Here is an 11,907-nt window from a genome sequence, read left to right on the forward strand (position 1 = left end):
GCCAGCGGAGCCCGTATCGAGACCCCGGGTCTCGATACGTCCTCACCTAGCGGCTCGGACTGCTCGACCAACCAAGGGCGGCGGCTCGGGCTGCTCGACCGGCCGTGCTCAGCGCAGGTCGGCGAAGAAGGCGCGGACGTCCTCGACGAGCTCGTTCGGCGTCTCCCACGCAGCGAAGTGGCCGCCGTGGTCCTCGACGTCGACCCACCGGGTGATCGCGTGGTCGCGCTCCGCGAAGCGGCGGATGCCGACGTCACCGGCGAAGACGATCACCCCGGTCGGCACGCCGGTCACCGGCAGCGGCTCTCCCCAGCTCTGAGCGCTCGCGTAGCCGACGTACGCCGACGACGCGGCGGTGTCGGTGAGCCAGTAGAGCATCACGTTCGTGAGCATCCGGTCCGTCCCGAGGATCTCGTGCGGGAGCTGCTCGCGCGGGAAGGTCCACTCGCGGAGCTTGTCGGCGATCCACGCGAGCTGCCCCACGGGAGAGTCGGCGAGACCCGCCCCGAGCGCCGCCGGGCGAGTCGACTGGATCGCGATGTAGCCGAACTGCTCCTGCATGAACTCAGCCGTACGGCGCACGCGGTCGCGTTCCAGATCGGTCAGGCTGGCGAGCTCCTCCTCGCCGAGCTCGCGCACCGCGACGCCGACGTTGCCGTTGAGGTGCACCCCGACGACGGTGCTGCCGGCCGTGCCGTCGCTGCCCGTCGCGCGCGCCACCGCAGGCGCTACCGCCGCGCCGATGTCACCGCCCTGGACCCCGTACCGGTCGTAGCCGAGCCGACGCATCAGCTCGGCCCACGCACGCGCGATCCGCGGAACGTCCCAGCCGGCCTCGTGGACCGGACCCGAGAACCCGAACCCCGGGAGCGTCGGGATCACGACGTGGAACGCCTCCGTCGCCCTGCCCCCGTACGACCTGGGGTCGGTCAGCGGTCCGATCACGTCGAGGAACTCCACGAAGGAGCCCGGCCACCCATGCGTGAGCACCAGCGGCAGCGCGTCCTCGTGAGCGGAACGGACGTGCAGGAAGTGGATCTGCTGGCCGTCGATCTCGGTGAGGAACTGCGGGTACGCGTTGAGCGCGGCCTCCTGGGCACGCCAGTCGTAGGAGTCGCGCCAGTAGTCGACGACCTCGCGCAGGTACGCGGTCGGGACGCCGGTGTCCCAGCCGTCTCCCGGCAGCGGCGTGGAGAACCGCGTCCGTGCGAGACGTTGTGCGAGGTCGTCGAGCCGATCCTGCGGGATGTCGATGCGGAACGGTGCCAGAGTCGTCTGCTCAGTTGTCGTCTCCATCGGTCGACCGTACGAAGGCTTCCGGTCAGGGCGTGTCCGGATGCATCGGCCCCGGTGCAGGGGTCGAACGGTGGAAGCCCCTAAGGGGCTGGAGACCGAGGAACCAGGCTCTCCCCCGATGCAGACCGCGACGCTGACGGAAGAAGGTGAAACCATGCCCAGAGCCTCCACGCTTCGTCTCGCGGCGATCGCCGCACCTGTCCTCCTCTTCCTGTACGGCGTCCTGCGCCTGATCGACGGCGCCGACGGCGACCACGGCCCCGGCCTCGCCTGGGACGTCGGCCACGTCCTCTTCCTCGCCAGCTTCGCGTTCTTCGCGATCCTCGTCGTGGCCCTGCGCGGCGAGATCGTTCACCTCGGTGGTTCACGTGCGGTAGCGAACGCAGCCGCGACCGCGGGCATCCTCGGCGTGGCGTGCTTCGCGTGGGTGATCCTCGGCGACCTCCTCCCCTCCTTCAAGGAGGCCGCGCCACTTCCGGACCCGCTTCAAGCGGCCGGCCCTCTCCTCTTCCAGCTCGGACTGGTCACGCTGCTGGTGATGGCCGTACGCCCTCTGCGCAGGTTGCCGATCGTCTCGCCGGTGCTGGCGCTCGGCGGGTTCCTGCTCCTCGGGTTCGACCTCGACCTCCTCCCCGTGGGTGCGGCGCTCGTCCTCGCAGGCATCGCCCCGCTCGCGCTCAGATCCCGCAGGTAGGTGCCGACCAGAAGCGCGTTCCCGGGTTCGCGACGTGGATGTGGTCGTCGTGGTCGGGGTAGCCCGGACCGAGGATCTGGTTGAAGCCGTGGTTGCGCGCCTGCTTCGCGATCGTGCAGAACCCCTGCGTCCCGGCGCCGAGGTCGGCCGCGTCGCCGTAGAGGTGCCTGCTGTTCGACGCGCCACCGACGGCGCTGTTGCACGAGGTGCTGCGGAACCCGCTGTTGACGACGAGCGGGCGGTCGCCCAAGGCGTGGCGCAGCGCCTGCAGCTTCCACATCGTGACGAGGGCGTTGGCCTTCGCGGTGGCAGCCGAGACCGCGCCTCCGGACCAGGTGCTGTTGCAGCGGTTGAGCTCGGCATAGCTGAAGTTGACCGGGGTGCAGTCGTCGTCCTGGAGGGCGTAGATCTTCGAGAACGTGGCTGGCCCGGCGTTGCCGTCGGCGGTGAGCCCGTAGGCCTGCTGGAAGCGGGTCACGGCTGCCTTGGTGGCGGGGCCGTAGCTCCCGTCGAGCGCCAGCACGCCTCCGTACCCGGGGTAGCCGGACACGCGGATCTGGAGCTGACGGACGTCTTCGCCCGTCGCCCCCTGGGACAGCGCGCGCGACCAGGTGTAGCAGGCGTCGGCCGACGCGGGGGACGCCGTGCCCACCACCCCGACGACGCTGGTGGCGATGAGCAGGGAGAGTGCCGCGATGACGCGACGGATCCTTCGGTCCACGGGATGCCTCCGGGGGTCGCTCGACAAGTGATGCCGGAGATCATCCCGAGACTCGCGAGAGCCGGCAACCCGAGATCCGCGCCGTATCTCGGGTTGCCGGGGCGTCACGCCGGTCGGAAGGAGTCGTGCGCCTCCACCACCGCGTGCTTGACCATCACGTGCTGGGTCACGGTGTACTCGAGGACGGCCTCGTGGCTCATGTCCTTGCCGAACCCGCTCCCCTTCACCCCGCCGTGCGGTGCCTCCGAGGCGATCGGCAGGTGGTCGTTGACCCACGTCACGCCGGCCTCGAGGGAGTGCGTGACGCGCAGGGCACGGGACACGTCGGAGGTCCACACCGAGGACGCGAGCCCGTACGCGCTGTGGTTGGCGAGCGCGACCGCCTGCTCCTCGGTGTCGAACGGGAGCGCGACGAGGACCGGTCCGAAGACCTCGTCCTGGACGAGCTCGGAGTCCTGCGCGGCGCCGGTCACCAGCGTCGGCGGGTAGTACGCCCCCGGACCCTCCGGCACCTCTCCCCCGCACACGACCTTGGCGCCCGCGGCGACGGCACGCTCGACGAACCCGTGCACGCGGTCGCGGTGCTCGCGCGAGACGAGCGGGCCGATGTCGGTGGAGGGGTCCCGCGGGTCGCCGACCCGGATCGCCGCCATCCGCTCGGCCACCGCCTCGACCACGGCGTCGTACGCCGAGCGCTCGACATAGAGACGCGTGGCGGCCGTGCAGTCCTGCCCCGAGTTGTACGTCGCGGCCATCGCGAGTCCCTGCGCCACGGCGGCGACGTCCGCATCGGCGAAGACCAGCGCGGGCGCCTTGCCGCCCAGCTCGAGGTGGACGCGCTTCGTCTGCGCGGCGGCCGCACCCATGACGGCCCGGCCCGCCCGGCTTGACCCGGTGATCGAGACCATCGCGACGTCCGGGTGCGCGACGAGCGCCTCGCCGATGTCGGCGCCGCCGGTGACGACGTTGAGCACTCCCGCCGGCAGGCCGGCCTCCGCTGCGAGCTTGCCGAGCAGCAGCGTGCTGCGCGGTGTCGTGGGCGCCGGCTTGAGCACCATCGTGTTGCCGGCCGCGAGCGCCGGGCCGAGCTTCCAGATCGCCATCACGAGCGGGAAGTTCCACGGCGCGACGGCGCCGACGACGCCGACCGGGCGCCGGATCAGCATCGAGGTGTAGCCGTCGCTCAGGACGCCGGCGCCGCTGCCCTCGAGGGAGCGCCCGGCCCCCGCGAAGAAGCGCAGGTTGTCGGCCGCGAAGGGCAGCTCGCCGTCGGCGAAGACCGCGGTGGGCTTGCCGGAGTCGCCGACCTCGCACGCGGTGAGCGCCTCCGCGTTCGCCTCCAGGAGGTCCGCGAGGCGCAGCAGCACGCGTGCCCGCTCACCGGCTGTCTTGCGCGACCAGGTGCTGAACGCCGCGCGCGCGGCGGCGACGGCCACGCCGACGTCGGCGGCCGAGGCCTGGGCGAAGCGGGCGGTCGTCTCGCCCGTCGCAGGGTCCACGAGCGTCACCTCGGCACCGGTCCCCTCGAGGGCGCTCCCGTCGATGAACGTTCCGGTCACGTGCTCCATGTTCTCCTCCATCAGCTGTTGAACCCCACACCGAACCGGTCGAGCACCCGCAGCATCGCCGGACGCCTGCCGGTCGCGTCCTCGCGTGCGAGCTGGTGCCGCATCACCTGGACGATCGGGTAGCGCAGCGGCTCGGGCGGGAACGGGATCGGCCGGTCGGTGACCGCGGCGAGTCGCGTGCGCTCCGTACGACGCCGGGCCAGCAGGTCGAGGGCGACCTGCGCTCCGAAGCGCGACGAGGCGACGCCCAGCCCGGTGTAGCCCACGGCGTAGGCCACCCGACCCGCGTACGCCGTGCCGAAGACCGGCGTGAAGCGCGTCGACGTGTCGATGATGCCGGCCCAGCGGTGGGTGATGCCGAGGCCGTCGAGCGCCGGGAACGTCTCGTACAGGTGGTCGACGAGCAGCGCGTGCGACGCGTCGCGCTGCGCGAGCCCGGCGTCGGTGCGCGCCCCGTAGTAGTAGATCGCGTCGTAGCCCCCGAAGAGGATCCGGTCGTCGGGCGTACGACGGTAGTAGTGGAACTGGTTGCCGGCGTCGGTCAGGCCCTGGTTCTCCGTCCACCCGATCGCGGACAGCTGGGCGGCCGACAGCGGCTCGGTGACGATCACGTGGTCCCAGACCGGGATCGTGTACGCGCGGATCCGGCGCAGCAGCGGCGGGAACGCGTTCGTCGCGACCACCACCTGCCGCGCGTGGACGGCGCCGCCCTCGACGGTCACCGCGACCCCCTCGCCCCGGCGGCTCATGCCGGTGACGACGGAGCGCTCGTGGATGCGGACACCACGACGGCGTGCGGCCCCGGTCAGGCCGTGCAGCAGGAGGACGGGGTCGACGAGACCGCCGCCGCTGCGTACACGCATCCCGGCCAGGTACGTGGGCGAGTCGACGTCGCGACGGACTTCCTCGGCCGACAGGAGCGTCACGTCCTCGCCGTGCGCGCGGTGGGTCTCGTACGACGCGGCGAGCGCCTCGACCTCGTGCGGACGGGTCGCGACGACCGTCTTGCCGCACAGCCGTAGGTCGGCGTCGATGCCCTCCCGGGCGACGAAGTCCGCGATCTCCGCGACGTTGTCCCTGCCCAGCCGCACCAGGTCGTCGAGCTCGTCGGGCCACATGGCCGTGCCGTGGGCGAGGCCGTGGGTGAGCGAGTCGGACACGAACCCGCCGTTGCGTCCGGACGCGCCGGCGCCGATCCGTCCGGCCTCGAGGACGACCACGTCGCGCGACGGATCCTCGTCCTTCGCGAGGATCGCCGTCCAGAGGCCGGTCAGGCCACCGCCGACGACGACGAGGTCGGCGCGCGCGGCGCCGACGAGGGGCTCGGCGTCGCCCACCGGGGGCGTGCGGTCGGTCCAGTACGGGCGGGGGCGCGCGTCGGCGAGGATCCGGGCGTAGCGCGTCACAGACTCCCTCCGACCACGACGGCCGACTCGGCGTTCCACGTGAGCGAGACCGCGGCCCCGCGCTCGACGGTCGAGACGCCGCTGACCGCGCACAGCACGGGCTCGGCGTGGTCGGGCACCTCCACCGCCACGGTCGACACGCCTCCGTAGAACTGCGTCTCGACGACGCGTCCGTCGAGGAGGCCGTGCCCGGCTTCGACGAGGCGGGTCTCCTCGGGGCGGACGACGAGGTGGGCCTCGCCGCTCACGTCACCGACGACCTGTCCGGGGAGCAGCCCGACGGCGTCCACGTGGAGCCCTCCGTCGACGACGCGGCCGGCGAACCGGTTGCTGTCCCCGATGAAGTCGGCGACGAAGAGGTTCGCCGGGCGGCGGTAGGTCTCGACCGGCGTCGCCACCTGCTGCACGCGGCCGTGCGCGAGGACCGCGAGCCGGTCGGCCATCGACATGGCTTCCTCCTGGTCGTGGGTCACGACGACGAAGGTGATGCCGACCTCCTGCTGGAGGCGCTTGAGCTCCAGCTGCATCTGCGTGCGGACCTTGCGGTCGAGCGCGGACAGCGGCTCGTCGAGCAGCAGCAGCTTGGGGCGCTTCACCACGGCGCGCGCGAGCGCCACCCGCTGGCGCTGGCCGCCGGAGAGCTGGTGGGGCTTGCGCTTGGCGGTCGCCGTCAGCCCGACGGTCTCGAGGACCTCGCCGACCCGACGGCGGATCTCGTCCTTGCCGAGCTTCTCCTGCTCCAGCCCGTACGCGACGTTCGCCTCGACCGTCATGTGCGGGAAGAGCGCGTACGACTGGAACATCAGGTTCAGCGGTCGCTTGTGCGGCGGGAGGCCGACGAGGTCCTGGCCACCGAGGAGCATCGTCCCGCTGTCGGGGCGCTCGAAGCCGGCGATCGCCCGCAGCAGCGTCGTCTTGCCGCACCCGGACGGGCCGAGCAGCGCGAAGAACTCGTTCTCGGCGATCGTGAGGCTGACGTCGTCGAGCGCCGTGACGTCACCGAAGCGACGCGACAGGTTGCGGATCTCGACCAGAGGCTTCCTCGTGTCCGGCGGCTGGTGCGCACCGGGTCCCTCCGCGCGCGGCGCGGTCACGTGGGTGTCACTCATCGGGGGTCTCCGTACGTCGGCTCAGGCGGGCGGACGCGATCACGACCGTGAGGCTCACGAGGAGCAGCACGGTGGCGAGCGCGTTGATCTCAGGGGTCACGCCGAACTTGACCATCGAGTAGATCGAGATCGGCAGCGTCGGCGTGGTGGGGCCGTTGGTGAAGAACGCGATGACGAACTCGTCGAGCGAGAGCGTGAACGTGAGCAGCGCACCGGCGACGACGGCGGGCGCGATCGTCGGCAGCGTCACGCGGCGGAACGTCGTGAACGCGCCCGCACCGAGGTCGCGCGAGGCCTCCTCGAGCGCCGGGTCGGCCTGGACCAGCCGGGCACGCACCACGGCGACGACGAAGGCCATCCCGAACACCGCGTGCGCGAGCATCACCGAGAACAGGCCGAGGGTCATCGAGATCAGCGAGTAGAACGCGAGCAGGCCGATCGCGAGGACGAGGTCGGGCATGATCGCCGACGACATCGCGTACGCGTCGAGGGCCGACGAGCGGGTGTAGCGGGCGAGACCGACGGCCAGGGTGGTGCCCAGGACGACGGCGATGAGGGTCGCCCCGGTCGCGACGACGAGGCTGTTGCCCAGCGCCGAGAGCAGGGCGGAGTTGCCGGCCAGCTCGCCGTACCAGCGGAGGCTGAAGCCGTCCATCGTGAAGGCCGAGCGTCCGCCGTTGAACGACATGACGACCAGCACCGCGATCGGCAGGTAGAGGAAGAGCATGCACAGCGCCAGCGGCAGGCGCAGCCATCCCAGGGACCTCATGCGGGCCCTCCCGTCGAGAAGCGTCGGCTCACGCGCGACTGCACGAAGAACAGCACGACCAGCACAACGATGAGGACGAGCGCGAGCGTCGCGCCGAACGGCCAGTCGCGGGCCTTGAGGAACTGGTCGCGTACGACGTTGCCGACCATCACCGACTTGCCTCCGCCGAGAAGCTCGGGGATGACGAAGTTGCCGAGGCTCGGGACGAACACGAAGATGCAGCCGGTCAGCGCACCGGGGAGCGTCAGCTTCCACGTGATGTCGCGGAAGACCCGCCAGCGGCTCGCGCCCAGGTTGGTGGCCGCCTCGCGGAGCTCGGGGTCGAGCTTCGAGATCGACGCGTACAGCGGCAGGATCATCAGCGGGAGGTAGGCGTAGACGAGGCCGACGACCACGGCTCCGCGGGTGTAGAGCAGCGTGATCGGGTCCTCGATGACGCCGAGCCGCTCCAGGCCGCGGTTGACGATGCCCTCGGAGCTCAGCAGCACGATCCAGGCGTACGTACGCACCAGGAAGTTGGTCCAGAACGGGATGACGACCAGCACGAGCGCGACGTTGCGCCAGCGCGTCGGCAGCTGGGCGATCGCGTACGCGACCGGGTAGCCGATGAGCAGCGCCAGCAGCGTCGCCGTACCCGCGATGAGGAGCGAGTCGACGAGCACGGTGCGGTAGGTCGGGCCCAGCGCGCGACTGAAGTTCTCCCACGTGAACTCGTAGACGACCCCGCCGAAGCGGCCGCGCTGGAAGAAGACGTAGCTGAGCACGAGCAGGACCGGCACGGCCATGAAGGCCGTGACGTAACCGAGCCCGGGAACGAGAAGGGCGACACGCTCCCACCGGGAGGAGCGCTCGACGACGCTCCTCCCGGTGGGCGTGCTGCTGATCAGGTCGGTCACTTGCTCGACGTGATCTCGGTGACGAGCTGGGTGTACATCGTCGCGGCCTCGCCGAGGTCGGTCAGGCCCTCACCCTCGAGGAGCTCCTCCGCGGTGACCTGCAGCGGCGGGTACTGCTCCTTGAGCTCGGCCGGCAGCATGTCCATCGCCTTCTGGTTCGGGACGTTGTAGAGGATGTTCTCCGCCGCCCACGCGCCGTTCTCCGGCTCCAGCAGGTAGTTGATGAAGGCGTGCGCGGCCTCCTTGTTCTTCGAGCTCTTGAGGACCACCATCGTGTCGACCCAGAGGTCGCTGCCCTCCTCGGGCACGGTGAAGGTGATGTCCTTGTTCTCGGCGGTGCCGTAGTTGCACCAGCCGTCCCAGGCCTCGACCATCACGGCCTCGCCGGAGATCAGCCGCTCGTAGAAGGTCGTGTCGTCGTAGGCGAGCAGGTTCATCTTCGCCGCGACGAGCTTGTCCTTGACCTTCGCCATCTCGTCCTCGTCGGTCGTGTTCGCCGAGAAGCCGAGGGCCTTCTGCGCCGGCAGCATGAGCCAGCGGTCGGTGGCCATCATCGTGACCTTGCCCTTGTGCTCGGGGGCCGGCTCCAGCAGGTCGTTCCAGCTGGTCGGAGCCTCCTTCACGAGGTCGGAGCGGTAGCAGATGCCGGTCGTGCCCCAGGTGTAGGGGACGGAGTACTCGTTGCCCTCGTCGTACGCGAGCTTGGTCGCAGGCTCGGCGAGGTTCTCGAGGTTCGGGATCAGGTCGGCGTGGATGGGCTCGACGAGGCCCTGCTCGGCCAGCGCCTGCGCGAAGGGGCCGGAGACGAACGCGACGTCGATGCCTGAGTCGGACCCGGCGGTCAGCTTCGCCATGACCTCTTCGTTCGTGGCGTGGTTGGTCACCTTCATGGAGGCGCCGGTCGCCTCCTCGAACTTCGCCGCGACGTCCTCGGGCATGTAGTCCGCCCAGTTGGACACGACGATCGACTGCTTGCTGAGGTCGGCGTCCGGATCGAGTTCAGCGGCCGCGGAGTCGTCTCCGTCCGACCCGCCGCACGCGGCGAGTGCAGCGACGAGAGCGACGCCTGCTGCGGCTGCCAGCGCGCGACGGCTGTGGTGCGCGATTGCCTTCATGATGGCTCCAGGTTCTCAGTGGCCCCGCCTGGTGCGGGTGGGGACACATTTGCATCTCTATTGAGGGCCTGACAAGGGTTGCAATGCAATAGAAACAGACGAAACAGATTCTTCACTGAAGAAGTCTTCAAATTTCTGCCGGGTAGTGGCAGGCTGTCACAATCACTCGCACCACGAGACGCAAGAGGGAGCCCGATGGCGAAGACCCAGGGCCAGAAGGACCGCCGCGCCGCACTGATCCGTGCGACGCAGCAGGCGGTCATCGAGCACGGCGCGGACGTCAAGCTGACCGAGATCGCGAAGCAGGCCGGGCTCACGTCCGGTGCGGTGCTCTACCACTATCCGGACGTGCAGTCGCTCATCCTCGAGGCGAACCGCGCCGGCACCGAGCGGTTCTACGACGAGCGCATGCGGATGCTCGCGGCGGTCGAGGACCCCGCCGAGAAGCTGGTCCGTACGATCCGCTCCGGCCTGCCCAGCGACGCCGACGACGACGCCGTCCGCCTCTTCTGCGAGCTCGGCGGCGCCGCACGACGCCACCCGGTCTACGGCGCCCTGCTGACCTCCCTCTACGACCGCCAGGTCGCGATGTACCAGGTGATCCTCGAGACCGGCGCTGCCCGTGGCGCCTTCGACCTGCGTACGGACTCCCTGACGATCGGGCGCAACCTCGTCGCCCTCGAGGACGCGTACGGCTACCGCATGATGGCCGGTCACCCGACGATCGACCACGAGGTCGCCTGCGAGCTCCTCCTCGACTACGCCCGCCTCTGCACCGGCAACCCGCTCCTCATCAAGACGTCTCGTGACGACGAAGGGACCCCCACCGATGACTGACCGCCCCTTGACCATCCTGTTCATGCCCGAGTCGGCGTACGGCCCGACGAACCAGTGCGTCGGCCTCGGCGACATCCTCCTGAAGCGTGGCCACAAGGTCGTCTTTGCTGCGGAGGCGTCGTGGAAGGGCAAGCTCGAGCCGCTCGGCTTCGTCGAGGCGCTGGTGGACCTGGCCGAGCCGGCGGCACCGGCCGAGGGAGCGGAGGCAGAGGAGGAGGACGCCGGCAAGTTCTGGACGGACTTCATCGCCGAGACCGCGCCGGAGTTCCGCAAGCCCACCATCGACCAGCTCGAGTCGTTCGTCGCCCCGACGTACCAGGCGCTCATCGACGGCGCGATGTACTGCGAGCCGCAGCTGCGCGCGATCATCGCCGAGCACCAGCCGGACGTGATCGTCGAGGACAACGTCGTCACGTTCCCCGCCCTGATGACCTCGGGCGCCCCGTTCGTCCGCATCGTCTCCTGCAACCCCCTCGAGGTGCGCGGCAGCGACGATCTGCCGCCGCTGTTCGCGGGCTACCCGATCGCCGACCGCGAGGGCTGGGACGAGTACGGCAAGCGCTTCGAGGAGACCCACCGCGAGATGTGGGAGTCCTTCAACGCGTGGGTCCAGGAGCAAGGCGCACCGGCGCTCCCCGACCTCGAGTTCCTCCACACCTCGGAGGCGCTGAACCTGTACGTCTTCCCCGAGGAGGCCGACTACACCGACGTCCGCCCGCTCGACGAGACGTGGGCCCGCATCGACTCCAGCGTGCGGGAGACCGACGAGGAGTACGTCGTGCCGGCGCAGGTCGCCGACCGCCCCGAGGACTCCGCGCTCATCTACCTGTCGCTGGGCTCGCTCGGCGGCGCGGACCTCGAACTCATGCAGCGTCTCGTCGACGTCCTCGGGACGACCCGGCACCGCTTCATCGTGAGCAAGGGCCCGCGGGCCGACGAGCTGACCCTGCCCGACACGATGGTCGGCGCGCAGATGGTGCCGCAGACCAAGGTGATCCCGCAGGTCGACCTCGTGATCACGCACGGCGGCAACAACACGACCACCGAGACGCTCCACTTCGGCAAGCCGATGATCGTGCTCCCGCTGTTCTGGGACCAGTACGACAACGCGCAGCGCGTGCACGAGCTGGGCTTCGGCATCCGGCTCGACACGTACGGGTTCGCCGACGCCGAGCTGGTCGAGGCCGTCGACACGCTCCTGGCCGACACCGAGCTGCGTGCACGCCTGGACGCGATGGGCGCCCGGATCCGCGCACGCGACGGACTCCGCAAGGGTGCGGACCTGATCGAGAAGGTCGGACTCGCCCACGTCCGCGGCGCCGAGAGCCCGGCGCTGGCCGACGCGCTCGAGTCCTCGACGCTGGAGTCCTGACATCGACGCGATCGACGTAGGAGTCCTCACCGCGGACCCGCTCGACATCCTCCCCGCGCGCCACGCGGAGGAGGCGAGCCGGGTCCGCGGACCCCTCGCGCTCGTCGCGGCGGCGCCGCTGTCC

Annotated in this window: 11 protein-coding genes; 3 read left to right on the forward strand and 8 right to left on the reverse strand. The window is 70.4% G+C overall.

Going from position 1 to position 11,907, the window contains the following annotated elements; translation table 11 throughout:
• Positions 1-108 precede the first annotated feature (108 nt).
• On the reverse strand, positions 109-1,296 hold the full coding sequence (locus tag NYZ95_RS18645; RefSeq protein WP_262852843.1) for an epoxide hydrolase family protein: 1,188 nt from the start codon (positions 1,294-1,296) through the stop codon (positions 109-111).
• A 154-nt stretch (positions 1,297-1,450) separates the two neighbouring features.
• On the opposite strand from NYZ95_RS18645, the gene NYZ95_RS18650 reads away from it, so the two are divergent.
• Complete coding sequence (locus tag NYZ95_RS18650; protein WP_262852844.1) at positions 1,451-1,990, forward strand: hypothetical protein; 540 nt, start codon at positions 1,451-1,453, stop codon at positions 1,988-1,990.
• Here the strand turns inward: NYZ95_RS18650 and NYZ95_RS18655 are convergent.
• From NYZ95_RS18655 to NYZ95_RS18685, 7 genes are all read right to left on the reverse strand, one after another.
• On the reverse strand, positions 1,974-2,711 hold the full coding sequence (locus NYZ95_RS18655) for a D-Ala-D-Ala carboxypeptidase family metallohydrolase (protein ID WP_262852845.1): 738 nt from the start codon (positions 2,709-2,711) through the stop codon (positions 1,974-1,976). The two genes, NYZ95_RS18650 and NYZ95_RS18655, sit on opposite strands and share 17 nt — an antisense overlap.
• 104 nt (positions 2,712-2,815) lie before the next feature.
• Complete coding sequence (locus NYZ95_RS18660; RefSeq protein ID WP_262852846.1) at positions 2,816-4,279, reverse strand: aminobutyraldehyde dehydrogenase; 1,464 nt, start codon at positions 4,277-4,279, stop codon at positions 2,816-2,818.
• 11 nt (positions 4,280-4,290) lie between these two features.
• Positions 4,291-5,685, reverse strand: a complete 1,395-nt coding sequence (locus tag NYZ95_RS18665) for an NAD(P)/FAD-dependent oxidoreductase (protein WP_262852847.1) — start codon at positions 5,683-5,685, stop codon at positions 4,291-4,293.
• Positions 5,682-6,794 carry an ABC transporter ATP-binding protein gene (locus tag NYZ95_RS18670; RefSeq protein ID WP_262852848.1) on the reverse strand — a complete coding sequence of 371 codons (1,113 nt, stop codon included), beginning with the start codon at positions 6,792-6,794 and terminating at the stop codon, positions 5,682-5,684. Before NYZ95_RS18670 ends, NYZ95_RS18665 begins: the two co-directional genes overlap by 4 nt.
• Positions 6,787-7,563 carry an ABC transporter permease gene (locus NYZ95_RS18675; RefSeq protein WP_262852849.1) on the reverse strand — a complete coding sequence of 259 codons (777 nt, stop codon included), beginning with the start codon at positions 7,561-7,563 and terminating at the stop codon, positions 6,787-6,789. Before NYZ95_RS18675 ends, NYZ95_RS18670 begins: the two co-directional genes overlap by 8 nt.
• Positions 7,560-8,459 (reverse strand): ABC transporter permease, encoded by a 900-nt coding sequence (locus tag NYZ95_RS18680; protein ID WP_262852850.1) that lies wholly within the window; start codon positions 8,457-8,459, stop codon positions 7,560-7,562. The genes NYZ95_RS18675 and NYZ95_RS18680 overlap by 4 nt, the downstream gene beginning before the upstream one ends.
• Positions 8,456-9,574, reverse strand: a complete 1,119-nt coding sequence (locus NYZ95_RS18685; RefSeq protein ID WP_262852851.1) for a polyamine ABC transporter substrate-binding protein — start codon at positions 9,572-9,574, stop codon at positions 8,456-8,458. The genes NYZ95_RS18680 and NYZ95_RS18685 overlap by 4 nt, the downstream gene beginning before the upstream one ends.
• Positions 9,575-9,769: 195 nt before the next feature.
• Between NYZ95_RS18685 and NYZ95_RS18690 the strand changes: the two genes are divergently transcribed.
• Both NYZ95_RS18690 and NYZ95_RS18695 read left to right on the forward strand, forming a co-directional pair.
• Positions 9,770-10,411 (forward strand): TetR/AcrR family transcriptional regulator, encoded by a 642-nt coding sequence (locus NYZ95_RS18690; RefSeq protein ID WP_262852852.1) that lies wholly within the window; start codon positions 9,770-9,772, stop codon positions 10,409-10,411.
• Entirely contained in the window at positions 10,404-11,783 is a 1,380-nt protein-coding gene (locus NYZ95_RS18695; RefSeq protein WP_262852853.1) for a glycosyltransferase, read from the forward strand. Before NYZ95_RS18690 ends, NYZ95_RS18695 begins: the two co-directional genes overlap by 8 nt.
• Positions 11,784-11,907 lie beyond the last annotated feature (124 nt).

The sequence above is a fragment of the Mumia quercus genome, assembly GCF_025506335.1.
Taxonomy (GTDB): Bacteria; Actinomycetota; Actinomycetes; order Propionibacteriales; family Nocardioidaceae; genus Mumia; species Mumia quercus.

What these genes read in the sequence shown, in the direction of transcription:
- NYZ95_RS18695 (WP_262852853.1), top strand. Translation starts at nt 10,404, where the DNA reads ATGACTGACCGCCCCTTGACCATCCTGTTCATGCCCGAGTCGGCGTAC.
- NYZ95_RS18645 (WP_262852843.1), bottom strand. Translation starts at nt 1,296, where the DNA reads ATGGAGACGACAACTGAGCAGACGACTCTGGCACCGTTCCGCATCGAC.
- NYZ95_RS18650 (WP_262852844.1), top strand. Translation starts at nt 1,451, where the DNA reads ATGCCCAGAGCCTCCACGCTTCGTCTCGCGGCGATCGCCGCACCTGTC.
- NYZ95_RS18675 (WP_262852849.1), bottom strand. Translation starts at nt 7,563, where the DNA reads ATGAGGTCCCTGGGATGGCTGCGCCTGCCGCTGGCGCTGTGCATGCTC.
- NYZ95_RS18685 (WP_262852851.1), bottom strand. Translation starts at nt 9,574, where the DNA reads ATGAAGGCAATCGCGCACCACAGCCGTCGCGCGCTGGCAGCCGCAGCA.
- NYZ95_RS18670 (WP_262852848.1), bottom strand. Translation starts at nt 6,794, where the DNA reads ATGAGTGACACCCACGTGACCGCGCCGCGCGCGGAGGGACCCGGTGCG.
- NYZ95_RS18690 (WP_262852852.1), top strand. Translation starts at nt 9,770, where the DNA reads ATGGCGAAGACCCAGGGCCAGAAGGACCGCCGCGCCGCACTGATCCGT.
- NYZ95_RS18660 (WP_262852846.1), bottom strand. Translation starts at nt 4,279, where the DNA reads ATGGAGCACGTGACCGGAACGTTCATCGACGGGAGCGCCCTCGAGGGG.